This window comes from Acinetobacter gyllenbergii CIP 110306 = MTCC 11365 (genome assembly GCF_000413855.1).
In the GTDB taxonomy this organism is placed as follows: Bacteria; Pseudomonadota; Gammaproteobacteria; order Pseudomonadales; family Moraxellaceae; genus Acinetobacter; species Acinetobacter gyllenbergii.
On record NZ_ATGG01000010.1, the window covers coordinates 22,655 to 48,411 of the forward strand.

Sequence of the window (25,757 nt, forward strand, 5' to 3'; positions counted from 1 at the left end):
ATTTAATCGGCACTGTGATGTATTTAAGAATTGTCAATTGGGATCACGCTAAGGATAATAAGTGCAGACTTATTGAAGGACATTTCTGCATGAAAATTATCGCTGATGAAAATTTGGCATTTACCGATTATTTCTTCGCGGAATTTGCAGAAATACAACATCGGGCAGGGCGTACCCTGACCCATGTTGATGTACAGGATGCCGATGCATTGTTGGTGCGCTCTGTCACCAAAGTGAATCATGCTTTAATTGATCAAACGAAAATTAAATTTGTAGGCAGTGCTACCATTGGCACCGATCATCTAGATATTCAGGCACTCGAACAACAACATATTGCTTGGAGTAATGCCGCAGGCTGTAATGCACAAGCTGTTGCAGAATATGTGATTACCGCGTTGCTACATTTAGATATCAATCTCTTGGAAAAAAATAAAGCCTTTACTTTAGCTATTGTGGGGCTTGGCAATGTCGGTCGTCGTCTTGCTGTGATGGCGCAACTCCTTGGCTGGAATGTAGTTGGTTATGATCCTTATGTACAGCTAGCAGACATCGAAAATGTTTCTTTTGAAGAACTATTAAAACATGCTGATGCCATTTCGATTCATGTGCCTCTGACCAGATCAGGTGATTTTCCCACACAGCACTTATTTGATACCGCTGCTTTGGCTGCGATGAAACCTTCAGCTATTTTAATCAATAGTGCGCGTGGACCCGTGATTCAACAGTCTGCATTAATGGCAGATATTGTTGCGACGCAGCGTCAAGTCGTTCTCGATGTTTTTGAGTTCGAGCCTGAAATTTCAGAACAGTTATTGGATATGTTGGCTTTAGCAACGCCACATATTGCGGGTTATAGTCTGGAAGGTAAGGCCAGAGGCACACAGATGATTTATGAAGCCTTTTGCAATACTTTTCAGCATGAGGTATCGAAGCAATTTGAAAGCCAATTGCCAAGCGTAGAGCAGTATTTTGAACAGCAAGATTTAAAAACTGTGCTTAAACAGCATCTCACTCAGATTTATGATATTAAAGCTGATGATCAGCAATTGCGTGCTTGTGTACAAGCGGGCAAGGTTGAACAAACAGCATTTGATTTACTCCGCAAAAATTATCCTTTACGCCGTGAATGGGCTGCACACGGTGGACCAAAAGCATGAATCAAGTAATGAAAAGCTACCAACCGACCTGTTCAATTGAGGCCTTAAAAGCACGTGCAGAGATGTATCACAAGATTCGTCAGTTCTTTGTACAACGTAATGTTTTGGAAGTAGAGACTCCGATTTTATCGCAGGCAGGCGTTACAGATGTGCATTTGGCTTCGGTACAGGTACAGCGTCATATTCATGGCAAATTAAATACCCAGTATTTACAGACCTCGCCTGAATTTCCAATGAAACGTTTATTGGCCAGTGGCAGTGGTTCGATTTATCAAATCTGTAAAGTGTTTCGTGATGATGAGCATGGTCGTAAGCATAATAGTGAATTTACCATGTTGGAATGGTATCGACCGGGATTAGACTTAAAGGGCTTGATGCATGAAACTGCAGATCTGTTAGAAACCTGTTTGGCACATCGTTTTGGCGATATTCGTCCAGTTGTTCTCAGTTATAAGCATGCGTTTCAGGATCGTTTAGACATTAATCCTTTGCAAGCGAGCTTGAAACAACTCAAAGATACAGCCAATCGTGTTGGGCTTAATCTTGATTTGGGTGATGATCGTCTAGCTTATATGGACTTGTTATTCTCACACTTTGTAGAACCGAGTCTAGGCTTCGATGCACCTGTATTTTTGACCGATTTTCCACCTGAAATGGCATCACTGGCAAAAGTTAAACAGGATGAGGATGGTGAGCCAGTTGCAGCTCGTTTTGAAGTTTATATTGAAGGCCTAGAGTTAGCCAATGCCTACGATGAGTTATTAGATGCTGAAGTTTTAGCATCTCGTTTTGAGGCCGATAATGCAGAACGTGCAAAGCAGGGTTTGGCTGTGATTCCAACGGATCAATATTTACTGGCAGCTTTACCCCATATGCCTGAATGTTCGGGTATTGCTTTGGGTATCGACCGCTTACTTATGGTTGCCATGAATCAAGTCAAAATTGACCAAGTGATTGCATTTCCTGCTGAGATTGCCTAATTACAATGTTTATAAAATCTGCATCAACAATTGAATCAATTCAGTTTGTCTATGGGTATTGGTTTTTTTGAAAATTGATTGCAAGTGCTTCTTCACTGTATCCGCTTGAATCTCATGTGAAAGCGCAATTTCTTTGGTGGTTTTTCCTTCTAGAAGTTGCTCACATATTTTATGTTCAACAGGCGTAAACATAAACAGCTGGGTACAGATGTCTTTTTGATATTTTGGCTTCTGTTTTAATCCAGAGAAGGTTGCAAGTAAGACTGGACGAAGGCCAAAAATCTTATGGGTTTTTTCTGGGCTGAGTAAATCTAGTGTTAAGAATAAGTGTTGATCCAACAGCATGATTTTGGAACGTTTATGATTCGTCTGCTCTGGATTGTTTTTATAATGACGCTCCAATTCAATCAGGTTTTGATCAAACTGAATTTGCTTATCTTCATTAAAAATAAATCGGCGTTGTTGGATTTGGATCTGTGCATTATTTTTCAGTAACTGCTCAGCTTCATTATTAATTTCTAAGATATCCCCATTCAGATTAATAATTGCAATCGGTTGATTCATTTTCTGAATCAGCTGCGAGCCCAGCAAGGTCATGGTTGAATATTCAAAATGATGACGATACTGCTGAATTTTTTGTTGTACGATGGGCAAAATGTCATAAATTGGCTGAAGTTCAGAACAACTTAAAGCACCGCGTTCAGGATTAGTGAGAAAGGCCAGTAATACACAGACTTTTTGATCGTAAATAATCTGAATGGCTGAACAAAAACGTAGATCGAGCGGTTGTAATACGCGTTGATAGACCTGGGTCTGGGTTATTTCCTGTTCTTGAAAATGTTGTGCACAATGCATCCATCCACTCATCGGTGCGATGAGCATTTTTTTTAAACGTGGATCGTCATCAATATCTAAACGAATTTGGGTGAGAGCCGCTTGTTCGAGTTGATGTGTATCAAGATTGACGCCGTGATGCACGCTAAATGAAAGTGCTTGGACTTCAAGGTCCACAGCCAACAGTTGCGAAGCTTGTACATTAAAATAGTGATTTAATTGCTCTAGAAAAAAGATCCAATCATCTGCATGTTGAACTTTATTCAAGATGTCCATAACAGTGCGATGCTGGGTCAAATTCATCTAAGAATCCCATCGAAATAAATAGAATATATTCCATATAGTCTATATGGGTTTTTAATAAATGAAATTACTAAATGAAAAAAAATGTGATTTTTTATGCAATTATCTGACAGAAAGGTGTTTGGTGTTAAATCATGGATAAACAGTGAGGCGTATGACTCTGCCTAAACTCAATAGGAGTTTAAGCAGAGAAGAATTTAGCAGCGTCCTTTTTTAGCCTGTCCTGGGGGACAAAAATCACCACGTCCATCATGATGGTTGTCTGGATCAACAATCACACTGCCATGAGGGGTATGCACAGCACAGGCGGATAAACCCAATGTCAGTAAAGTGCTGAAGAAAAGTAGTATTATTTTCATCATTACATCCTATTGTTATTGCTTTCCCTTCTACTGTAAATCGAGCAGTAGGTTTCAGCTAGCAGAACGATGCAGCTTTTTAACAGAGATTTGTATCATTTGGTTGTGCGTAAAACGGTTCTAAATCCGACATGCGTTGCGGCCAAATCAAATTCTTGTGGATAGCGGCTGCTATTCCGATAACGGGCGCAAAAGTTGGAAGCGCATAAAAAAGAGCCACCTTTAAGGACATACTGCGTTGTGGCGGTGTCTTGCTGACGGAGTTCAGTATAATTGCCCATATGTTGATCATGTGCGCCATGATAAACAGAGGAGGTCCACTCCCAGACGTTGCCAATCATATCGAAGAGTTTAAAGGCATTGGCAGGATAACAGCCGACAGGTGCGACATTTTGAAAATGATCTTCAACCGTATTGTTGAAAGGAAATTCCCCTTGCCAGTAATTGGCCTGTGGATGTTGATGCGCATCCTGTGGCGCTTGGTGTAAAGGCGTATCTGTTTTAGAACCTGCTTTGGCTGCATATTCCCATTCTTGTTCTGTGGGTAAATCTCGACCCAACCAAACGGCATAGTGCTCGGCATCATTTTTAGTGACATAGCGAACTGGCTCAGAGGGTGATGGGGGCTGACCAGCTACACCATTTGGCGTTTTCCATGTGTAATCTGCTTTCAGTTGCCACCATTGTTTGGGGTTATTCGCATCAGGCGAAAATACGGCCGCCTGCTTTTGTTTTTCAGCATCAGTGATATAGCCTGTCGCTTTGATGAAGCTGGAAAACTGAGCCACAGTGACTTCGGTTTGATCGATCCAAAAACCTTTGACCTGACGTTGAGATTTTCCAAAATTCAGCTCATCAGGGTAGGCCAAATTTGATCCCAATTGAAATGAACCTTCAGGAAGCCAGACCATCCCCGCAGTTTGCCTCTTTTGCCATGCCTCAGGTAAACCCGAATACTGTTGGCATTGTGGTAATGAACCCAATTGCGCCACTATCGTGTTATCGAGAGGGGAGAGGTTTGTATCGGGTTTAACTTTACTACAGCCTGCCACAAGGGACAGGCTACTCAGTGAAATAAATAAACTAATCCACTTCATTTAAGGAAATATTCCTTGACCCCATTTTGCTGGGTGTATTGGTTATAGACATCGACAAGCTCTTGTAACTTGGCAGGATTGTCTTGAGCGAGATTTTGGGTTTCACCACGATCATTTTTCAGGTTATACAGTTCCCAAGACCCAGTCCCAAGTTCTGATTTGCCTTGTAGTGCAATTTTCCAGTCTCCTTGGCGCGCGTATTTACTGCCATGTAATTCGTCGGCAAAACTAAAGTTGGCTGGACGAATGGCTTGGGTTTTATTTTCGAGTACAGATTTCCAAGAGTAACCACTTGGCGTATTGATTTGACGACCTTTGTATTGACCTTGTGGGATGGCAATATTGGCATAGTCGAGTACGGTTGGGAACACATCTAAGACTGAGGCAAAACCATGATGCGTGGCTTGAGCCTTGGTTTGGTATGGCAGTTTCACAATGGCAGGTGCGGTGGTTGCACCTTCACCCGCAGTGTCTTTCCAGAGGTGGAAGGGCGCAGCACTGACCTCCGCCCAACGGGGGCCGACATAATGATATGAACTTGAAGTACCGACATTATTGACGCTGTTATCAAAACCTGACTCAGCTCCGTAATTGCCACGGATAAAGCCTTCTGCACCATTATCTGAGACAAAGAAAATTAAAGTGTTGTCATATAAGTTATTGCGTTTTAGATATTGAATCACGCGACCAATATTGGCATCCAGATTTTCGACCATGCCTGCATAGATTTCCATTCTGCGGGCTTCCAGCGCTTTTTGCTCAGTTGAAAGTTCATTCCACTTGCCATATTTTTGCGGTGCATTTGGTGTGGCGATTGGTTCAGCTGCTTTAAAGTTTGCTGGAATTAATCCGAGTTGTTTTTGACGGGCAATCCGAGCATCGCGAATCACATCATAGCCTGCATCATAAACACCACGATAACGATCACGATATTCAGCAGGTGCTTGTAAGGGCCAATGGGGCGCTGTATACGCTGCATAGGCAAAGAATGGCTTGCCTGAGTTCTTGCCTGACTCTAAATAACTGATCAGTTTATCTGTGAAGTAGTTGGTAGAGAAGAAATCATCAGGTAAGGATGAAATCGGAACTTGTTTGCCGTCTTCGGTATACGTTGCATTACGCTTATAGGCACTCGGTGCTTGTTTAAAATGTAGGTCTAAGCCTTGCAATAGCGTAAAAGAATGATCAAAACCTTTGGCATGTGCGTTGGTTGCATTGGTTAAGCCTAAGTGCCATTTGCCACTGATATAGGTTCGATAGCCATTGTCTTTGAGGACTTCAGCAATAGAGAGTGAACGCTCATTTAAATAGCCCTCATAACCAGGTTGGCCTCTTAAATGCTCTGGTGTGAGTTCCGCCATTGCCCCAATTCCTGCTAAATGATGGTCAGTCCCCGAAATCAATTGTGAACGTGTTGGTGAGCAGGTTGGTGCGGTATGATAATCCGTTAAAATACGACCTGCTCGGGTCAGTTCATCAATATTGGGGGTATGAATTTCACCACCAAACGCCCCTAAGTCTGAATAGCCTAAGTCATCGGCCATGATGAATAAAATGTTGGGTTGTTTTTTGGTTTCAACCACAGTGTTGGAATTATCGGAATCATTATCACTGCACGCTGAAATTGACAGACTAAATAATGCAATTGAAAGTGTGCTCAGGAGGCTGTTACGAGACATGAGAGTCGACTTAATTTTATAGAAGAATTAGGGCGAGTTTAGAGAGATGATTTTTATGATAAAAATAATTAAAATTTGATTATTAATCTAAAAAAAAGAAAAGCCCCAATACAGGAGCTGATTTCTAAGATGATTTAAAATGGGATTTTGCTGAGTTGATTCAAGAAATGTGGAATGACCCGTGGCTCTAAAATGATAGTGACCACCACACCATAAGCGGCACCCCAGAGATGCGCGCTGTGATTAATATTACTATTGCCACGTTTGCCCGACCAAATGCTGTAAGCCACATACAAAATCGCAAAAATAATCGCAGGAACAGGGATAAAGAACACGAAGATCAAGTTCCAAGGTTGGAACAGGATATAAGCAAACAGGACTGCTGAAACCGCACCAGAAGCCCCTAAGCTCGCCCATCGTGCATCGTGGCGATGTTTTAAATAGCTCGGTAAAATGGCAACAATTAGTCCGCCCAAATAGAATAAAACAAAGCCCATGTCATAGAAAAACTGACGATAGAAGCTTTCAATGATATTGCCAAAGAAAAATAGCGTAATCATATTGAATAGGAGGTGCATACCATCGGCATGGATAAAGCCATGCGTGATAAAACGATCATATTGTCCACGCTGCATGGCAGGAGGCCAGAAAATTAAACGGTTCATCACCGCCTGATTGGAGAAGGCCAATAAGGAGATTGCAACGGTAATAATGATCAGAGTCACAGTGTGACCAAAGGGTAGATGTAACATATAGGTTTTAAATTGATCAGTGTCTAAGCAATAATGCCATTAAAAACTTAATAAACAATGATCTTGCATAGAATTCCTACAAAAATGGTTGATTTTTTTTTATTACCCTCCATCTTCGGTTAATATAACGACATCAGCTTGAGGATTATTGTTATGTCGACTGAGAACACCAACACTGCTGTCGCAGAAGAAATTCCAAACCTTTTAATTACTCCCTCTGCACAAGAGTATTTAGGTGATTTATTAGCAAAGCAGAATACCCCAGGAATTGGCGTTCGTGTTTTTGTAGAGCATCCAGGTACTCCACGTGCTGAATGTTGTATGGCATATAGCGCACCTGAAGAAGTGGTGCCAACGGACTATAAACAGGATTATCCTAATTTTCCTGCTTATGTTGATGCGCCATCAATTCCGTATTTGGTTGATGCGGTGATTGACTACAATAAAGACCGTTTTGGTGGGCAATTAACATTCCGTGCACCAAACTCAAAAGTACCACGTGTCGGCCCAGATGCTTCAATTGAAGAGCGTATTACTTATGTATTGCAATCTGAAATTAATCCAGGTCTTGAAGGGCATGGCGGTAACTGTAGTTTGGTAGAAGTCAATAATGATCCAGAACACGGTCTTACTGCTGTATTGAAATTCGGTGGTGGTTGCCAAGGTTGTTCTGCGATTGATGTCACCTTGAAGCAAGGTGTAGAAACCACCTTAAGACAGCATGTGCCTGAGTTGCAACGTGTGGTGGATCAAACCGATCATACACAAGCAGAAGGCGCTTATTTCAAATAATTGCTGGAAAGTTAACGCAATAAAAAAAGTCCTTTTGGGGACTTTTTTTATTGTTTAATCAAAACCAAGATAAATTTTCTTTATTTCATAAATGGATGTATTCTAAAAATAATGAATATATAAATAATAATAATTATCATTTTTATTGAGTTTTATTTAATTTTTGTTAGAATTCTCATGAATTTTTAAGCAAATCTTAAGATTTTTCTGAATCGGGTGAAAATATGTCTAATACGATCGTGCGTCAATCACTCCTCACAATTTCTGTGTTGAGTAGTATGATGGCAGTTGCACATGCAGCAGAAACTCAAACCAATAAAGATGCGGTGCAATTAGACAAGATCGTTGTCACTGCAAGTGGATTTGAACAAGATATAAAAAAAGCAGCGGCTTCGATTTCGGTATTGACACAAGAACAAATTAATAAAAAAGCATATCGTGATGTGACGGATGCACTTAAAGATGTGCCTGGAGTTGTGGTCACAGGTGGGGGCAGCTCAAGCGATATCAGTATCCGTGGTATGAGCAGCGCTTATACAGTGATTCTGGTAAATGGGAAGAAAGTAAACTCGCGCTCAGTGCGTCCAAATAGTGATAATTCAGGGATTGAACAGGGCTGGTTACCGAATATTGGGGCGATTGAGCGTATTGAAGTCATTCGTGGGCCGATGTCCGGTTTATATGGTTCAGATGCAATGGGTGGTGTGATTAATATCATTACCAAGAAAAATGTAACTGAATGGACTGGCTCATTGAAGCTTGATACCACATTACAAGAAAATTCAGATTCAGGTAATCAATATCAAACCAATGCATATATTGCAGGTCCGTTGATTGCCAATCTCTTGTCTTTTAAAGCCAATGGTTTGTATTCTCAGCGTGATGAAGATGAAATTTATGGTGGATATAAGAAACAGAAAATTCGTGCGGGTGGGGCAGCATTTAGCCTGACACCAAACGATGACCATACAATTGAACTAGAATATCAACGTTCAATTCAAAACCGAAATGCGACTGTTGGTAAAAGTATTTCACCAGTACAAACGGGACGAAACCCGCCAGCAAATTCACTGACTGATTATTACCGTACCGAATATAGCTTAACGCATCAAGGTAAGATTGGTGCTGTGGAAACTCACTCTTATATCCAACGTGAAGAGAATGAAAATCCATCCCGTAATATGGAAGCAACGAATACGACATTTAATACCCTCAATAAAATTAATTTTGATCGGAACAGCCTGAGCTTTGGTGGATCATATTTAAAAGAAGAATTAGATGATAAAGGCAACCAGTTAAGCGTAGGTGGGGCAAAGCCAATTTCGAGTCTTGAGCGCTATAGCTGGGCTTTATTTGCTGAAAATGCTTGGAATATTGTCGATGATTTCACCTTAACAACATCATTGCGTTTAGATAAAGATGAAAATTTTGGTGATCACTGGAGCCCTAAAGTCTATGGTGTCTGGGGACTCAATGATAATTGGGTGATTAAAGGGGGTGTTTCTACAGGCTATAAAACACCGACACTGCGAGAAACTGTGGCAACATGGGGACAAGCAACGGGTGGTAGTCAAAGCAATGGTGTGATTGTAGGAAACCCAGACTTAAAACCAGAGAAAAGTGTGAACTATGAGGTTTCTTTCAATTGGGATAACTTAGATAATCTCAATGCTGGTTTGACACTCTTCAATAGTGAATTTAAAGACAAAATCACAGAGATCCGTGATTGTGACAAAGGTGCAGGTTCAGCTGGCTGTGATTGGTTGGGTGAAAAATTTGATTTTGTGAGCTTGAAGGAAAACGTGGATAAAGCCAATATGCGTGGTGCGGAAGCAACCTTTGGCTGGAAAGTACTCCCGAATGTGAATTTGAGTGCGAACTATACCTTTACGGATACCGAACAAAAGAGTGGCGTAAATAAAGGCAAGCCTTTAAATGAAATGCCTAAGCACATGTTTAATACCACTGCAGACTGGGAAATAAATGACCAGTTCTCAAGCTGGGGCCGTGTTAACTATCGTAGTAAAACTTCAGACTACTTAAGCCGTACCGCAATGGCGAAAGGTAAACCTGCATATACGATGGTGGATGTTGGGGTTAATTATAAGCCAACACAAAATATCGCAGTGGCAGCAGGGATCTATAATTTGTTTGATAAAAAGATTGATACAGCAACCTATAATTATGTCTTAGATGGTCGCCGTTATAATCTTGGTGTGACCTATAGCTTCTAAATAATCGAAGTGAAGGATAGGGCTATAAAGCCTTATCCTTCTGATTTTATAATTTTAAGAACTTGATCAGAATAATAAAATTTCTCTAAATACGTGCGAGCACGTTGTCTTAAATAACCTGTTGTAATGACTTGCTGTAAAACAGGGCTGAGCAAATGGCTCAGTTCATTTTCAACCAATTCTTCATCAATATTCAGGTCACGTAGTAACAGGTCAAAAGTGCGTTCCTGATTACGGGCATACCATGCATAGACGCCATCATGTACTTGCTGTTTTAGGTAAGGCGTTTGACGGATATGCTCCCAAATTTCATGTCCCATGCCCACGGTCTTAGGCAAATCTTGTACTTCGACATAATGACGCAAAACCGATAAAGGCATGACTTTAATTTTATGCCAGAGGTTGGCCTGAAAATGATAAAGCTTGTCATCATTAAAATGTTGATTTAATACTTTTTCACTCATTTGACTGATTTTTAGAATGTTCTTTTGTAGATAGTGGTTAATCGTGTCATTCAAGTTGGAATCGGTCACTGTTTCTAAAACCGATTTTCCCATTTTCATAAAATGTCCAACCCCAGGAACACGTTTTGACATGGAATTATCCAGATAATCTTGGATTGAGTGCTGAATCAGTTGGGTAATCAATGCAGAAAAAGCAGGGTTGTTGACCACTGTTTTAATCAAACGCTGTCGATGGCCGCTTTTGCTTGCTACATATTGTGCAATCGAGTCAATGGTCAGAACAGGAATGACCTGTTCAATCGTGGTTTGATCATTGATCGGATGAATCAGGGCAAAACGAATATGTTCCGCAATTTGTTCGATTAAAAATGGACTGGCTGGTGTGGCCAAAATCTGCTTTTCAATCAGCTCAAAGATTTGTTCAAACGACCAAAGATGCTGTAATTGTTGTAAGCGCAACCAATGATAGAACTGTTTAAACTCGTATTGAATCGTTTCTGCTTGTGCAAACTCCTGCTCTAGAAAATCAAGTTGTGCATCAATCAGTTGTTCTATCATGGGTTGTTTCGACATAAAATCTCAAATCGCTAATTAAATTTAGGGTGAAGGTGCTGCTGCAGGCTTTTGTGCCTGAATCTTACTGAGGAAAGGTAGATATTGCTGTACCACCAATTGATCTGCTTCCAAGATTGGCATATGTCCAACATTGTCCAAGATCACAGGCGCTTGCGCATTTTTCAGCAGTGATTTTAACTCAGGTGCAACTTCAACATTGATAATTTTATCTTGTTTACCCCATAAAATTAGGGTGGGTGCATCAATTGAGCGTGCCAATAAGGCAAATGAATCAGGTGTGTAGAGTTTATTCAAGGCAATGATTTGATCCACCATCTTTTGAGTTTGCTCAATCTGACCAATCATCATTTTCTCTTGCGCTTGTGCAATTTCCTTAGGAATGAAGGGTGGTGTATGCATGGCTTGTTGCATCAAGAAATTAAAGTCTCCTTTTTTGCTCACAATCATGTTTCTTACTTGGGTTGGATCTTTGAGATAAGGCGTGGTAGCAGATTTATATACCCCAGCCGCATCAATCAAGAACAGGCTCTTGGTTTCAAATGGATATTGACCTGCATACAGCATCGCAATTGAACCACCCAGTGAATGGCCTGCCACATGGGCTGGACCAGTGAGGTTTGCCGCTTCGACAAAACGACGTAGTTTTTCAGTCACGTTGGGAACTGAATAATCAAAATCTTTAGGCACCTGCGTTTCACCACTGGCAGGCAAGTCAGGGATGACCACATGGTAGTTTGCTGTTAAGGCACGTGCGACACGGTTCCAGTTATCGCGACTGCCTGCTAAACCATGAATTAAAATCACAATCGGTTTACCTGCTTGCCCGCCCTCACTATAGGACCAAGTGATGTCACCTACTTTTAGAGTTTTACTTTGTAAGCCTGCCCAAGCACGTTCTTGCTGCAGTAGGTTTTGGAAACTCATTTCAATTTCCGCAGCCTGTGTGGTGCTGATTGCAACTGTAGTCAAACTGCATGCCAGTAAAGCTGCAGTGAGTGTCCTACGAAAGGGCATTGCAAATTGGTTTTTTGTATTCATTGTTCTGTCCTTGATCTATTTTTACGCCCATTGATTATTGGGGAAAGTGCTAAAGGAGTCATTTGCATAATCTACAGCTGTATGGAAATTCTTGCCAATGAAATCATCAATTTTCCATTATTTTCCTGATTAAAACATTAGCAGACCGGCTGAGAGTTTTTATTTTTGTCAGTGACTTTCAAACAGGTGCACATTACACTATTTGCTCATGTCAACCATAGATGGATTTAAGCATGCTCACTGCTCAAGAAGCCCTAGAACGTTTAAAAGCTGGTAATGCTCGTTTTGTAAAGGGAGAGGCAGTTCAACAAAAATTATTGTCTCACCAAGAACGTGCCGAAATGGCAAGTGAACAAAATCCTTTTGCGATTGTTTTAGGTTGTTCTGATTCCCGAGTCCCTGCGGAAATGGTGTTTGACCAAGGTTTAGGTGACTTGTTCGTGATTCGTGTAGCCGGCAATATCGTTGCGCCATCACAGGTGGGGAGTGTTGAGTTTGCAGCAGAACGTTATGATTGTGCTGTCGTAGTGGTGCTAGGGCATAGTCACTGTGGTGCGATTCAAGCGACGATTGATACCTTGATGAATCCACAGCAACCGCCATCGTCAAATTTGATGTCGATTGTCAATCGGGTACGTCCTTCGGTTGAAATCTTGATGCAAACAGATTTAAAAAATGATTTGAAAAAACTGTCAGCTCATGCGGTTCGTTCCAATGTATTTGCTTCAGTGAATCAATTACGTCATGGTTCGGCAGTGTTGGAAAGTTTGATCGAGAAAGGCAAAATGATTGTAGTCGGAGCAGAATATTCACTGGAAACAGGTGAAGTCAGTTTCTTCGATTTTTAAAGCAGATGGCGAGTTGAGAGACTCGCCATTATTTTATCATTCATACTTTATATTCTTTATTGATAAAATTTGGGTGTTTCAATCAAAGCGTAGTTCCACTATGAATATTATGCCGATATCTGAATCACAATTATCAGATTGGTTAGCATTAAGATGCTTACTTTGGCCTGATCATGAAGATGTGCATTTACAGGAAATGCGCCAACTGATCACACAGGCACATCGTTTACAATTATTGGCTTATACCGACACCCAACAAGCAATTGCCATGTTGGAAGCTTCAATTCGGTATGAATATGTGAATGGCACACAAACATCGCCTGTGGCTTTTTTGGAAGGGATTTTTGTATTGCCTGAATATCGTCGTTCAGGTATCGCAACGGGGTTGGTTCAACAAGTGGAAATTTGGGCGAAACAGTTTGCATGTACAGAGTTTGCTTCGGATGCAGCGTTGGATAATCAGATCAGCCACGCCATGCATCAAGCACTCGGTTTTCATGAAACTGAACGTGTGGTGTATTTTAAGAAAAATATCGGCTAAGCGGCTTTAGCGAATCAACTGGTGCTTATAAGGCGCTTTTGATATAGGGATAAGCCACATTCAGCATAATCGGTTGGGCTTTGGCATTGGGATGAATCTGGTCATTCTGAATTAAGTTTTTATGCCCAGCCACGCCTTCAAGGAAGAACGGCAAGAGTTTTACTTTATATTGCTGACTTACAATTTTGTAATTATTTTCAAAAGCTGTGCTATAGGCGGTCCCATAATTCGGTGGTATTTTCATACCAAACAGTAAAACATTGGCGTTCTGTTTTTGGCTCAGTTGTACCAATTGAGCGAGATTCTTTTGAATCATTTGTGGCGGTTGACCACGTAAGCCATCATTGCCGCCAAGCTCAATCACTACAATTTCAGGCTTATAGGTTTGTAATAACTTCGGAAGTCTTGCTAAGGCACCACTGGTGGTTTCACCGCTGACACTTGCATTGACCACTTTGTGTTGTTTCGGATACTGTTGGTCTAGGCGTTGTTGTAATAATTGCACCCAACCTTGCTTTACATCGATGCCATAACCTGCGCTCAGGCTATCACCCAAAATTAAAATAGTCTTTGCTGATACCAATGTTGGGATCAAGCCAATGGCGATGATTCCAACTGCTTTTGATCGTGACCCGATAACTTTAGATTTTTGCATCGTATTTCAAATTTGTCCTAAAGGATACGTGACATCATGCCACAACCGATTATCTCTGCCCAAAAAGTTACACAAAACATTCAAATCAATCAGCAAAGTCTGAGCATTTTAAAAGACATAGATTTAGATATCTATCAAGGTGAACAGATTGCCATTACTGGCCGTTCGGGCTCGGGGAAATCAACACTATTAGGTATTCTTGCGACATTGGATCGACCAAGTCTGGGGGAATTATGGGTCTGTGGAGAAGCCGTTCATAAGCTTACTGAAGAACAACGTGCCCGTGTCCGTTTAGAAAATATTGGTTTTGTCTTTCAATCTTTCCAATTGTTGCCGCAGTTAAGTGCCTTGGAAAATGTGATGTTGCCGTTGCGGCTACAGCCAGATTTTAATTTCAAACAAGCTGAACAAAAAGCATTGGTATGGTTGGAACGGGTTGGACTGATTCGACAAGCACAGCAAACGCCGAAAGTGCTTTCAGGTGGAGAGCAGCAACGTGTTGCAATTGCACGAGCTTTGATTGCCGAGCCGAAAATCATTTTTGCAGATGAACCCACAGGGAATCTGGATGGGCAAACTGCGGAAGAGGTTGAACAACTATTATTTGAGTTAAATCAAGAACTCGGCACCACATTAGTCTTGGTCACCCATGATCAAAACTTGGCTGCACTTTGCCAACGCCACGTCAAACTTGCCGATGGTCAAATTCAGGAAATTGTCAAGTTGCAGGAGGAGGTATGAGTTCAGTCCTGAAACCCTTACTGTTACAAAGTTTTCGTACTGGGGGCTTATATTTACTGATTATAGCTTTGTCTTTGGCAATCAGTGCAACCACGGCGCTCAAGTTTAGTAATACTCAAGTCCAAAATGCGGTGGCATTACAGGCTGCCGAAATGTTGGGTGGTGATTTAGTCCTATCAGACAAGGACCCTATTCAGCCGAATTGGCTGCAACAGGCAGATGAACTGAAGTTAAAGCATGCTCCTGTGACGGTATTTAGCTCGATGGCACATACCCAAGATCAGTTTGTGATGGTCAATGTCAAAGCTGTAGATGGACATTTCCCATTGCGTGGTCAGTTGGTGATTCAACCCAAAGCACAGGCGATAAAAGCAGGAGAAGTCTGGTTAAGTCAGAGGGCAATGGATTTATTACATGCCAAGCTGGGTGAACCACTGGCAATTGCCGATGCTCAGTTTAAAGTCACGGGGATAATCGAGCGTGATTCTAATCAAGAGACAGGTTTTTCAGGTTTCTCTCCGACAGTGATTATTCACCAAGCTGATATTGCCAAAACCAATGCAGTTCAAGTTGGAAGTCGTATTGAATATCGACTGCTGCTTGCAGGAGAACCTGAGTCAATCAAGGCCTATAAAAAGATTTTTAAACAATCTCAAAAAGATGAACAAGACACCGAACAGCAAGCAGACCAACAATTTGAAGGTGAACACAGTTCACTGAAACTCAGAGATGCCAGTCAATCCAATACCCGCTTAATGAAGCCGATTGAAAATCTGGATACCTTCTTGCAGCTAGCTAATCTATTGACCATTTTACTTTGCGGTATTGCGATTGCCTTAACCAGTCAACGTTATGTCCAACAAAACCAAGATCATATTGCTTTGATGCGATGTTTGGGGGCCAGTAAGCGACAAATTTTATTGGCCTATATTGCCTTGCTTGGAATCGTCAGTGCTTTGTCGATTGTGTTAGGAAGTCTGATTGGGATTGCTTTGGGTTATGGTTTATTGCAACTGATGCTGCAATTGATTCCACAACTGCAATTGAGTTTCGCAGTCATTGATCTACTTTATGCCTTGCCGATTGCGATTTTTACCAGTGTGATGGTGTTGATTGGTTTTATTTTGCCAAGCATTTGGGAATTATTAAACACACCTCCGATTCGGGTGATTCGCCAACAGGAGCGTTCACGCAAGTCTTATGTGGCAATGTTTGCGATTGGTATTGTCAGCTTGGTTCTGTTTAGTTTGGTGCTGAGTGATAACCTCCAGTTGAGCTTGTTGGTACTCAGTGCAATCTTACTACTTTGCACAATGATGTATGCTGTGATTTGGCTGTTCCTCAAGGCGATTAAACAACTGAAACATCCTCTCGCGGCTTATGTGCGGATTCCACATCAAACTGCTTTGCAGATCACCGCACTGGCTTTAGGCCTGAGCTTGATTACGGTATTGAGTGTATTGAGAACGGATCTATTGCAACGCTGGCAACAGCAATTGCCTGTGGGTACGCCAAACCAATTTGTCTATGGTTTACCGCCATTTGATATGCCTCAGTTTAAGCAACAGATTGAGCAAAATGGTTGGCAATCAACGCCACTGTATCCCAATATTCGTGGGCGATTGGTTGCTAAAAACGGTCATGCCTTTGCACCTGAGTTGGTTAAGCAAAACAATTCATTACGCCGTGAGCTCAATCTGACTCAAGCCAGTCTTTATCCTAAAGACAATGTGATTACTCAAGGCGGTGCTCATTTTAGTAAAGCAGGACAAGTGTCGGTTGAGGAAAAAACTGCACATGAGCTTGGCATTCAAATTGGGGATCAACTCAGTTTTAGCCTGCCTGAAGGTAGCTTAGAAGCCACAGTGGTGAATTTGCGTAGCGTCGAATGGGAAAGCTTTAGTCCGAATTTTTTCTTCATCTTCTCACCAGAAACGATGGATGAAAACGCGGGCAGTTATTTAGGCAGCTTTTATTTGCCACCTGCTGATCAGCCGAAAATGGTGCAATTGATTCAGCAATTTTCCAATACGGTATTTATTGATGTCGGACGGATTCTGGATGAAATTAAACGCTTGGTGAATGTACTGGTACAGATTGTCACAGTACTGGCTGCCTTAGTTGGTCTCTCAGGCATATTAGTACTGATCGCATGTTTAAATGTGCTGATGGATGAGCGTCGCAAAGAAGTGGCATTGTTACGTTCATTTGGCGTTGCCAAGAATAAGCTCAAACGAATGCTCAGTCTTGAGATTGGTTTTATTGGATTATTGTCAGGTGTGGTGGCGTGTTTATTTGCTGAAGTGATTAGCGCGATTGCCAGTCACAGGATGCAAATGGCCGTGCAATGGCATCCTGAGATTTGGTTGATCTTACCGCTGAGTATGATGATTATTTGTACTTTGATTGGTCGTTATCGCCTGAGTTATTTATGCGATATTCCACCCTTACAAAGCCTAAGAGAAATGAATCAGTCTTAAAAACTTAATTGGTTTTGGCGCAGGATTTCATGCCATAAAGGATTGAGTCCTGCGCTTAGAACCGTGCAATACCAATAAAATATAGCAAGAAGCAACATTCCGATCGCCAAGGCGATCATCTGGAATAGGCCTCGGTTTTGCGTTTTTTGACTGAAATACCACATCGAGGCTAACAAAGCTCCCATGATCATACCGCCAATATGTGCGGCATTATTAATGCCTGAAACAGTAAAACCAAAGACTAAGTTAATCCCCATGATCATCAATAATGATTTCTTATCGCGCCAGAAACGTTGTTGTGGTAAAGGTAACAATAAAGACACGACCGTCAGTGCTGCGCCGAGACCCATGACTGCACCTGATGCACCGGCACTAATCCGTGGCAGAAGATTCGGATCAAAGTGCTGCAATAGTTCATAGCCATCACGAATACTTAAATAGCTCGACAGTACGCTGCCCATTAAACCAGCTAGAAAATACAGACCAATATAGTAGCTTCGACCAAATAGCTGTTCTGCCACACTGCCGAATACATAAAGTGCCGACATATTTAGCATTAAATGAATCATGCCAAAATGAAAAAACATACTGCTGAATAAGCGTTCAGGTTCAGCTGTGAAGGTGAGTGGGGTAAAATCTGCACCCCAAGCAATTGCATCTACAGGGGTAGGGTCGGTAATATTCACCCCTGAAAGAATTTGCCAGCCAAATAATCCGACATTGACTGCAATCAATAGCGCAGTAAACCACCATGTTTGTATTTGCAATTTTTGATTAATTTGTGGTGGAGTCGTTTCAGTCATGTGTTTACGCTAGTTATTGATATAAAAAATAGCTTAGCATGAATTAGTTGCACGATGGAGTGATGCACTTTAATGAAAGCCTTTTTAGCACGCGCAGTAATGTTGATTATCGGCGTCATTCTACTGATTCAATTATGGATCTTTGGTAGTCTGGTCTGGTGGCGTACCCATCCTGTTGAAACTACAATGTTTATGCGGGCAGACTATTTAACCGATTTTAAGCCAATCAAACAAGAATGGCGTGACTATGACAATATTAGTGATAATTTCAAGCGTGCCATTTTAGCGGGTGAAGATGCCAAGTTTATCCATCATCATGGTTTTGATTGGGCGGGGATTCAATTTGCATTGGAACGCAATAGTGAAAAAGGGGAGTTGGTTGCAGGCGGTTCAACGGTTTCGCAACAACTGGCAAAAAACCTTTTTCTTTATAACAAACGTTCGTTTATTCGTAAGGGGCAAGAAGCCATTGCCACATGGATGATGGAACGAATGTGGTCAAAACGCCGCATTTTAGAAGTGTATATGAATTCGGTTGAATTTGGTCAGAATATCTATGGGGTCGAGGCAGCGGCACAATTTTATTATGGCAAAAGTTCAAAAAGTTTAAGTCGGGAACAAGCCGCGTTCTTGGCGGCATTACTGCCTAATCCGAAGTATTATCAAGACAATCGCAACGATCGCAAGCTGCAATTTCGCAAACGAGTGATTTTGAAATATATGAATGCGATACAAATTCCAGAATAATTAAATAAATTTTAAAAAAGCCCAATATTTTTGGGCTTTTTTACCAAATTGACATAATTTTGCAGCATACTTAAATCATCACTTGATGAATGATAATGCGACAAGGTTCGGTATGAATACTGCAGTGACGACAACAGCGCCCATAGAATATAGTTACAACGACCGTTATATTAATCGTGAACTTTCGATTCTCGATTTCCATCTTCGTGTACTTGAACAGGCCGTCGATCCACTTCACCCACTGTTAGAACGGATGAATTTCCTTCTGATTTTTTCACGTAACTTAGATGAGTTCTTTGAAATTCGTGTTGCAGGGGTAATGGAGCAACTGACCTTAGGCAATGAAAGCCGTACCCCAGATGGGCTAACACCTAAACAGGTTTTAGATCAAATTTCAAAAACGACACATGCAGCGATTGAACGCCAATATCGTATTTTAAATGAACAAATCTTGCCAAAATTACGTGAAGAAGATATTTGCTTTTTACGCCGTGGAGAACTAACACCGGCCCAATCGGCATGGATCAAGAAATATTTTCAAGAACAAGTTGCACCTGTACTGACTCCGATTAGCCTCGATCCTGCACATCCATTCCCACGCTTAGTGAATAAAAGCTTAAACTTTATTGTGACCTTGGAAGGCAAGGATGCGTTTGGTCGTCAGATTGATCTTGCTGTTGTCCCAGCGCCGCGCTCATTACCTCGTGTAGTACGTTTACCAGATGAACTCACTGATGGCAAAGAACATCATGTGATGCTGTCTGCAATTATTCATGAACATGTCTCTGATTTGTTCCCAGGTATGACTGCAACAGGTTGTTATCAGTTCCGTGTCACGCGTAATGCCGACTTAGCCTTGAATGAAGATGTCGAAGATTTGGCCAAAGCGCTCAAAGGTGAATTAAGTTCACGCCGTTTTGGTCGTGCTGTACGTTTGGAAGTGACACATAACTGTCCAAAGCATATTTACGAATACTTGCTGGATGAGTTTGATTTAAACGAAGAGCAACTTTATCGCGTTGATGGGCCAGTGAACTTGGCACGTTTGTTATCGAACTTTAAGCGTCCACATTTACGTTATGACTCGCATACCCCTGTGATTCCAAAAGCATTTAAAAAGTCGGAAAGTATTTTTGCGGCAATGCAAAAGCAGGACATTTTATTGCACCATCCATTTGAGTCGTTTGCGCCTGTGATTCAACTGTTACGTGAAGCGGCACGTGATCCACAAGTGTTAGCAATTAAGCAAACGCTTTACCGCAGTGGTGCAGATTCAGAAATTGTGCAAGTCCTTGCCGAAGCAGCACGAAATGGGAAAGAAGTGACAGCCGTCATTGAACTACGTGCTCGTTTTGATGAAGAATCCAATATTGAAGTGGCCAACGTTTTGCAAGAAGCGGGCGCCGTGGTCGTATACGGTATTGTGGGTTATAAAACCCACGCCAAAATGATTTTAGTTGTGCGTCGTGAAAATAATAAGTTAGTCCGTTATGTACATTTGGGGACGGGTAACTATCATGCTACGAATGCACGGATCTATACTGACTATGGTTTGATGACCACAGACAAAGACCTGTGCGAAGACGTACATCGTATTTTCCAAGAATTAACTGGTATGGGGAAAATGGCGAAGCCGAAAAAGCTACTCCATGCACCTTTCACTTTGCATGCACAATTGATCAATTATATTGATGACGAAATTGCCAATGCCAAAGAAGGCCGACCTGCGCAAATTATTATTAAAGTGAATGCCTTAACTGAAGTTCAGTTGATTAATAAATTGTATGAAGCATCGCAAGCGGGTGTTCAGGTCGACCTGATTATTCGTTCTATTTGCTGCCTACGCCCAGGTTTGCCAAATTTATCTGAAAATATTCGTGTACGTTCGATTGTTGGACGGTTCTTGGAACATACTCGCGTTTACTATTTCAGTAATAATGGCAATCCACGCATTTACGGTTCGAGTGCGGACTGGATGGATCGTAATTTATTCAACCGTGTTGAAGCTTGTTTTCCAATTGAAGATCCAGCATTGAAAAAGCGGATCTACCAACTCGGTTTATTGAATTATCTCAAAGATAATCAGCAAGCATGGCTATTACAAGGCGATGGTGTTTGGGATCGTGCACGACCTGTGGAAGGTGAAGAGCCACATAATGCACAACATACCTTATTAGAAGCGATCAAGTAAGACCATAAAAAACCGACCTACTAAAGGTCGGTTTTTTATGGCAGGGTTTAGTTGGATTTCATTTCTAAGACCAGTTGATTGACGAGATCTGCGGCTTCTAATTCTCGGATTTGCGCTACATTACTCCCTGCCCAAAAGGCACCATAGCTAAAATCATGCTGTCCGCCAGCAATGCTCATGAGTTGTTTGGCAAGGTCATAGGTATAAGGGTAGGCTGGTACTTTCGGGCGTTGAGGGCTGTCAATCTGGGTATGCCAAGTCCCGAGTAAACCACGTGCTGGACGACCAGACAGACTTGCACTGATTTGAGTAATTGGTTGGCTAAACAAAGCTTTGCGATAGGCCGCATTGGCACTGGAACTTTTGCATTGAACAAAGGCTGTACCCAATTGTACCGCCACAGCACCGAGTTTTAGCATGGCTCTGGCTTGTTCGCCATTCATAATTCCACCCGCTGCAACCACAGGCGTGTTGCAATGTTTTACGAGCAGTTGTACTAAATCAGCGGTCTTGATGGCTGCATCAAATTGTTGATTGAAAATACCTCGATGCCCTCCTGCCTCAATCCCTTGTGCAATAATGATATCAATGCCCGCAGCTTCAATCGCTTGCGCCTCAATTAAATTGGTGGCAGATACCATGGTTATGATCCCAGCTTGTTTCAAGGCTTGGATTTGATGTGGATGGGGGATACCAAAATGAAAACTCACGGCTTTGGGATGGGTTTCCAGTACCACATTGAGAAAGTCATCATTATCTAAAAAACTGGGATAAATACAATTGAGTTGAGTCGGTGCTTGTGCAGCAAATTTTTCAAATTGTGGACGAATGTAGTCAATCCATTGTTGCGCTGTTTCCTGATTCAATGACTCGGATTGATGGCAAAAGAAGTTCACTTGAAATGGATGATCTGTGAGTTCTTGAGTTTTTAAGATTTGTGCTTTGGCGGCTTCAGGGGTATTGGCTCCAAGTCCTAAAGAGCCCAAACCGCCTTGGTTAGAGACCTCAGCTGCAAGTTCAGGCGTGGAAACACCAGCCATCGGCGCAAGTAAAATCGGGTGTTTTATTTCTAATAATTCTAAAATTGACATGCTGCTATACTCATTCCCTTTTCAGTCACCATAACGTAAAAACAAAAAGGCTTGCAAATAATAATCGCTATTTAATTATTGAATATAGACAGTATTTTCAAATCTAAAAGGAATGTTAAAGCGGCGTGACATTAAACAGAGAACCGACCCAACTGGAAAAGGCCATAGCGAGCATGCCCCATAAAGTAATGCGTAAACTGCCTTTGAGCATGGAGGTACGGGCAAAATAGCTGGATAAGGCACCTAATAAAGCCAGAGAAATCACCCCTGTGATCAGTACAGAACCTGCGACCCATGAACTAGGGCTCAGTAAAATCGCCAACATCGGTAAGGCTGCACCGCATGAAAATGATGCTGCGGATGAAAGTGCCGCTTGAACAGGATTGGCAGCGGTATTTTCATGAATCCCGATTTCATCTCGTGCATGTGCACCGAGGGCATCGTGTTCAGTCAGTTGTTTGGCAACTTCTTCGGCAAGTGCTGGATTTAGGCCACGTGAAATGTAAATTTGCGTCAGTTCTTTTAGTTCGGCATGTGGATTTTTTTCCAGTTCCTTGGCTTCAAAGCGCAGATCAGATTTTTCGATATCTTCCTGTGATTTAACCGAGATGTATTCACCCGCCGCCATTGAGGTCGCACCTGAGATGAGACCTGCAATACAGGTAATCAATAAGGTATGTGAACTGGCACCGCTGGCAGCCATACCCATAATTAAACTGGTGACGGAAATAATGCCATCATTGGCACCTAAAACAGCGGCTCTTAGCCAGCCTGAACGTTGGATTACGTGCGGTTCTGCATGTTGGGAGTAGGACATAATCTTGCTCTTTTTGATCGAGTGAATTTAATTATTTATAAAGGTGAATGTAGCGAATGTTTGTAAAATTCTATTGCTGATTCATAAACTTAATCTATTATAAAATAACGTATTTTAACGATAGCATAACCATGACTTGGTTATAATATGTGAATAATTTAACACTTTAACTTTAGATTACATTGAGTTTTTATTGTCTATATTCTGAGTATATTTAGTTGAGATCTGCGATGAACAATTCCAAAAATAAGCTGCTGAGTCATACACTACTATTCTTGGGCCTCATTCTACCTGCACAACAGATATTCAGCGCTGAAGCTGATTTTGTAAAGGAAGGGGATGCTGCTTATAAACCCGGCAACCCCATTTACGATCGTTGGGATAAATTTTATAAAATTGAACAAAGCCAGCCACGAGACGCTGAGAAAATTTTGCTTGAATTAGGACAACTCACACCACTAGATATCAAAGTCTGGAAAAGTTTGACCTATTTGCAGATTCGTTTAAATAAACACGATGAGGCCATTCAGAGTGTGCGCAAAGCTGAGCAGCTTGCACCTGAAGATGATCAATTGAAATTACAAGAAGGGTATTTGCTGAATCAGCAAAAAAGGAACAAAGAAGCCTTAGTCATTTTTAAAGGATTATCGACCTCCTCAGATACTGAAATTGCTACAAAAGCACAGCAAGCCGTACAGAATTTAAGTGGTTCATCTGTTCCCGCGACGTTTAAAGATGTGTATTTTGCCCCGTCTTATGAGTCACGTTATGACGATTTCATTTTTCCCTTAAAAATGCGCTATGGGAAAAATTTGGAGGGTGGTCGAGCACAAGTCTATGGCTTTGTGAATTTGAACCGTGATACCAAATCTAAAGGTGGCGTGCGTCCAGAAATTATTGATGAAAATGCAGTAACCATTGGCGTGGGGGCAAACTATCAACCATGGCAATCGATTCCTGTTCGGGCCTATTTGGAAGTGGGGGGCAGTTATGATCTGATCGATCGCAATCGAGATAAATTCAGAGAAAGTGTGGTGGGTGGGGTAACCGGTTATCAAGAGTGGTATGCCAATCCAGCGATAGAACAACGCACAGTATGGAATGATTATTTCACGGATCTGTATGGCAATGTGGCGAGTTACTCTCGGGAGGACTATAACGTGATTGCTGATTTGCGACTGCGTTCAGGTTTTAATCTGTACCGGGGTGAAGCGGGTACGGTGCAAGCCTATGGAAAACTACATACCTTAGCTGATTCTAAAGGTGAAAATTACAATAATTTATTTGAATATGGTGCTGGTGTTGCATGGCAACCGTTTAATTATATGCCTGTGAAACTCCGCGTTGAGCGTTTGTATGGGCACTATTTCAAAGATGCGCTCGCTGATGGTACTGAAAATTATAATAACACCCGCACTGAACTGGTTTTTTATAAGGATTTCTAACAATGAAAAAACGAATATCAATTGTGTTTGGAACACGACCTGAACTGATTAAATTAGCACCTGTTATTTTGCAGGCCCAACAAGACCCTCGTTTTCAGGTCGAAGTTATTTTTACTGGTCAGCATGATGAGTTGGTTCGTGATGCGATCGATTTTTTCCAAATAAAAATCGATCATCGTTTGAAAATGATGAATGCAGGCCAAAGCCTCAATCAATTATTAATACAGGGGCTAAGTCAGTTAGAAGGTATTTTTAATGATGGACAACAGCGTAATGCAATTATCATTCAAGGGGATACCACAACTGTTTTAGCTGCAGGATTGGTTGCATTTTCTATGAAAATTCCAGTTGCACATGTCGAGGCGGGCCTACGCTCTTATGACTTAGCGCACCCATTTCCCGAAGAGGGCAATCGACAACTGGTTTCACGAATTACTCAATGGCATTTCGCACCCACAGAACAGTCTAAGCAAAATTTACTGCAGGAGCATATTGCTGCCAATACAATTACGGTCACAGGTAATACGGTGGTTGATGCTGTCTATTTAGGTCGGGAACTAATTCAGCGTAAAGGAGCTGAACAAAATTATTTACAGCAACATAATTTGAATTTTCCTCCCGATGCACGAGTGGTCTTAATTACGGCTCATCGCCGTGAAAATTTTGGTGAGGGCATTCAGAACATCTGCCATGCCGTTCAGCATTTAGCTCAGAAATATAAGGATGTGCATTTTGTTTGGCCTGTGCATTTAAACCCTGCTGTGCATGACCTTGTTCATGCTCAATTTGATGGACATACACAAGTACATTTAGTTAAGCCACTTGATTATCCAAGCTTACTTGCTGTTATTGATCGGGCGACTTTTATATTAACTGATTCAGGTGGCCTACAAGAGGAAAGTCCTTCATTCCATAAACCTGTATTGATTTTAAGAGAGACAACGGAGCGTCCCGAGGTCGTACAAGTGGGTGCGGGGATATTGGTTGGAACGGATCAAGTAAAGATTGTCACTGAAGCTGAAAAATTATTATCTGACCAAGCCCATTATGCACGTATGGCCAATGTCCCAAATCCCTTTGGAGATGGGAAGGCTTCGCAACGCATTTTAGACCAAATCGCGGCGCGTTAATGC

General features: G+C 41.6%; 23 protein-coding genes. 12 read left to right on the forward strand and 11 right to left on the reverse strand.

Features of this window, described 5'->3' with window-relative positions; all coding sequences use genetic code 11:
- Positions 1-89: 89 nt before the first annotated feature.
- A complete protein-coding gene (locus F957_RS15425) occupies positions 90-1,157 on the forward strand; it encodes a 4-phosphoerythronate dehydrogenase (protein ID WP_016541235.1) in 1,068 nt (355 codons plus the stop codon).
- Entirely contained in the window at positions 1,154-2,137 is a 984-nt protein-coding gene (gene epmA, locus F957_RS15420) for an EF-P lysine aminoacylase EpmA (RefSeq protein ID WP_016660211.1), read from the forward strand. Before F957_RS15425 ends, epmA begins: the two co-directional genes overlap by 4 nt.
- A 9-nt stretch (positions 2,138-2,146) precedes the next feature.
- Here the strand turns inward: epmA and F957_RS15415 are convergent, their stop codons facing one another.
- From F957_RS15415 to F957_RS15400, 5 genes are all read right to left on the reverse strand, one after another.
- Entirely contained in the window at positions 2,147-3,274 is a 1,128-nt protein-coding gene (locus tag F957_RS15415) for a helix-turn-helix transcriptional regulator (RefSeq protein ID WP_016541237.1), read from the reverse strand.
- A gap of 197 nt (positions 3,275-3,471) precedes the next feature.
- Positions 3,472-3,633, reverse strand: coding sequence for a hypothetical protein (locus F957_RS21585; RefSeq protein WP_016541238.1), 162 nt, complete (start codon positions 3,631-3,633; stop codon positions 3,472-3,474).
- A 95-nt stretch (positions 3,634-3,728) separates the two neighbouring features.
- A complete protein-coding gene (locus F957_RS15410) occupies positions 3,729-4,730 on the reverse strand; it encodes an SUMF1/EgtB/PvdO family nonheme iron enzyme (RefSeq protein ID WP_016541239.1) in 1,002 nt (333 codons plus the stop codon).
- Positions 4,727-6,409, reverse strand: coding sequence for an arylsulfatase (locus F957_RS15405; protein WP_016660212.1), 1,683 nt, complete (start codon positions 6,407-6,409; stop codon positions 4,727-4,729). The genes F957_RS15410 and F957_RS15405 overlap by 4 nt, the downstream gene beginning before the upstream one ends.
- A 134-nt stretch (positions 6,410-6,543) precedes the next feature.
- Entirely contained in the window at positions 6,544-7,161 is a 618-nt protein-coding gene (locus tag F957_RS15400; RefSeq protein WP_016541241.1) for a rhomboid family intramembrane serine protease, read from the reverse strand.
- A 153-nt stretch (positions 7,162-7,314) separates the two neighbouring features.
- On the opposite strand from F957_RS15400, the gene nfuA reads away from it, so the two are divergent.
- The gene (nfuA, locus tag F957_RS15395; protein ID WP_004652044.1) at positions 7,315-7,953 is read left to right on the forward strand and encodes a Fe-S biogenesis protein NfuA; all 639 of its coding nucleotides are present in this window, start codon (positions 7,315-7,317) and stop codon (positions 7,951-7,953) included.
- A 224-nt stretch (positions 7,954-8,177) separates the two neighbouring features.
- On the forward strand, positions 8,178-10,187 hold the full coding sequence (locus tag F957_RS15390; protein WP_016660213.1) for a ligand-gated channel protein: 2,010 nt from the start codon (positions 8,178-8,180) through the stop codon (positions 10,185-10,187).
- Positions 10,188-10,219: 32 nt separating this feature from the next.
- Here F957_RS15390 and F957_RS15385 read toward each other — a convergent pair whose 3' ends face one another.
- Together F957_RS15385 and F957_RS15380 are read right to left on the reverse strand one after the other, a co-directional pair.
- Positions 10,220-11,224: a hypothetical protein gene (locus F957_RS15385; protein ID WP_016541243.1), complete on the reverse strand. Its 1,005-nt coding sequence runs from the start codon at positions 11,222-11,224 to the stop codon at positions 10,220-10,222.
- A gap of 24 nt (positions 11,225-11,248) precedes the next feature.
- Positions 11,249-12,265: an alpha/beta fold hydrolase gene (locus F957_RS15380; protein ID WP_016541244.1), complete on the reverse strand. Its 1,017-nt coding sequence runs from the start codon at positions 12,263-12,265 to the stop codon at positions 11,249-11,251.
- 233 nt (positions 12,266-12,498) lie between these two features.
- On the opposite strand from F957_RS15380, the gene F957_RS15375 reads away from it, so the two are divergent.
- A complete protein-coding gene (locus F957_RS15375) occupies positions 12,499-13,113 on the forward strand; it encodes a carbonic anhydrase (protein WP_004652048.1) in 615 nt (204 codons plus the stop codon).
- A 100-nt stretch (positions 13,114-13,213) separates the two neighbouring features.
- A complete protein-coding gene (locus tag F957_RS15370) occupies positions 13,214-13,654 on the forward strand; it encodes an aminoglycoside N-acetyltransferase AAC(6')-Ih (RefSeq protein WP_016541245.1) in 441 nt (146 codons plus the stop codon).
- A gap of 25 nt (positions 13,655-13,679) precedes the next feature.
- Here F957_RS15370 and F957_RS15365 read toward each other — a convergent pair whose 3' ends face one another.
- A complete protein-coding gene (locus tag F957_RS15365; protein WP_016541246.1) occupies positions 13,680-14,309 on the reverse strand; it encodes an arylesterase in 630 nt (209 codons plus the stop codon).
- A 36-nt stretch (positions 14,310-14,345) separates the two neighbouring features.
- Between F957_RS15365 and F957_RS15360 the strand changes: the two genes are divergently transcribed.
- A complete protein-coding gene (locus tag F957_RS15360; RefSeq protein WP_016541247.1) occupies positions 14,346-15,050 on the forward strand; it encodes an ABC transporter ATP-binding protein in 705 nt (234 codons plus the stop codon).
- Positions 15,047-17,530: an ABC transporter permease gene (locus tag F957_RS15355; protein WP_016541248.1), complete on the forward strand. Its 2,484-nt coding sequence runs from the start codon at positions 15,047-15,049 to the stop codon at positions 17,528-17,530. Before F957_RS15360 ends, F957_RS15355 begins: the two co-directional genes overlap by 4 nt.
- Here F957_RS15355 and F957_RS15350 read toward each other — a convergent pair.
- Positions 17,527-18,333, reverse strand: coding sequence for a rhomboid family intramembrane serine protease (locus F957_RS15350; RefSeq protein ID WP_016541249.1), 807 nt, complete (start codon positions 18,331-18,333; stop codon positions 17,527-17,529). The two genes, F957_RS15355 and F957_RS15350, sit on opposite strands and share 4 nt — an antisense overlap.
- Positions 18,334-18,405: 72 nt before the next feature.
- On the opposite strand from F957_RS15350, the gene mtgA reads away from it, so the two are divergent.
- Positions 18,406-19,080: a monofunctional biosynthetic peptidoglycan transglycosylase gene (gene mtgA / locus F957_RS15345; protein WP_016541250.1), complete on the forward strand. Its 675-nt coding sequence runs from the start codon at positions 18,406-18,408 to the stop codon at positions 19,078-19,080.
- A gap of 112 nt (positions 19,081-19,192) precedes the next feature.
- Complete coding sequence (gene ppk1, locus F957_RS15340) at positions 19,193-21,271, forward strand: polyphosphate kinase 1 (protein ID WP_016541251.1); 2,079 nt, start codon at positions 19,193-19,195, stop codon at positions 21,269-21,271.
- A gap of 47 nt (positions 21,272-21,318) precedes the next feature.
- On the opposite strand, the gene F957_RS15335 is transcribed toward ppk1, so the two are convergent.
- Both F957_RS15335 and F957_RS15330 read right to left on the reverse strand, forming a co-directional pair.
- Positions 21,319-22,362 (reverse strand): NAD(P)H-dependent flavin oxidoreductase, encoded by a 1,044-nt coding sequence (locus F957_RS15335; RefSeq protein ID WP_016541252.1) that lies wholly within the window; start codon positions 22,360-22,362, stop codon positions 21,319-21,321.
- A 115-nt stretch (positions 22,363-22,477) separates the two neighbouring features.
- On the reverse strand, positions 22,478-23,179 hold the full coding sequence (locus F957_RS15330; protein WP_016541253.1) for a VIT1/CCC1 transporter family protein: 702 nt from the start codon (positions 23,177-23,179) through the stop codon (positions 22,478-22,480).
- 230 nt (positions 23,180-23,409) lie between these two features.
- Between F957_RS15330 and F957_RS15325 the strand changes: the two genes are divergently transcribed.
- Both F957_RS15325 and wecB read left to right on the forward strand, forming a co-directional pair.
- Entirely contained in the window at positions 23,410-24,624 is a 1,215-nt protein-coding gene (locus F957_RS15325; protein ID WP_016541254.1) for a tetratricopeptide repeat protein, read from the forward strand.
- Positions 24,625-24,626: 2 nt separating this feature from the next.
- The gene (gene wecB / locus F957_RS15320; protein ID WP_016541255.1) at positions 24,627-25,754 is read left to right on the forward strand and encodes a non-hydrolyzing UDP-N-acetylglucosamine 2-epimerase; all 1,128 of its coding nucleotides are present in this window, start codon (positions 24,627-24,629) and stop codon (positions 25,752-25,754) included.
- Positions 25,755-25,757: the final 3 nt, after the last annotated feature.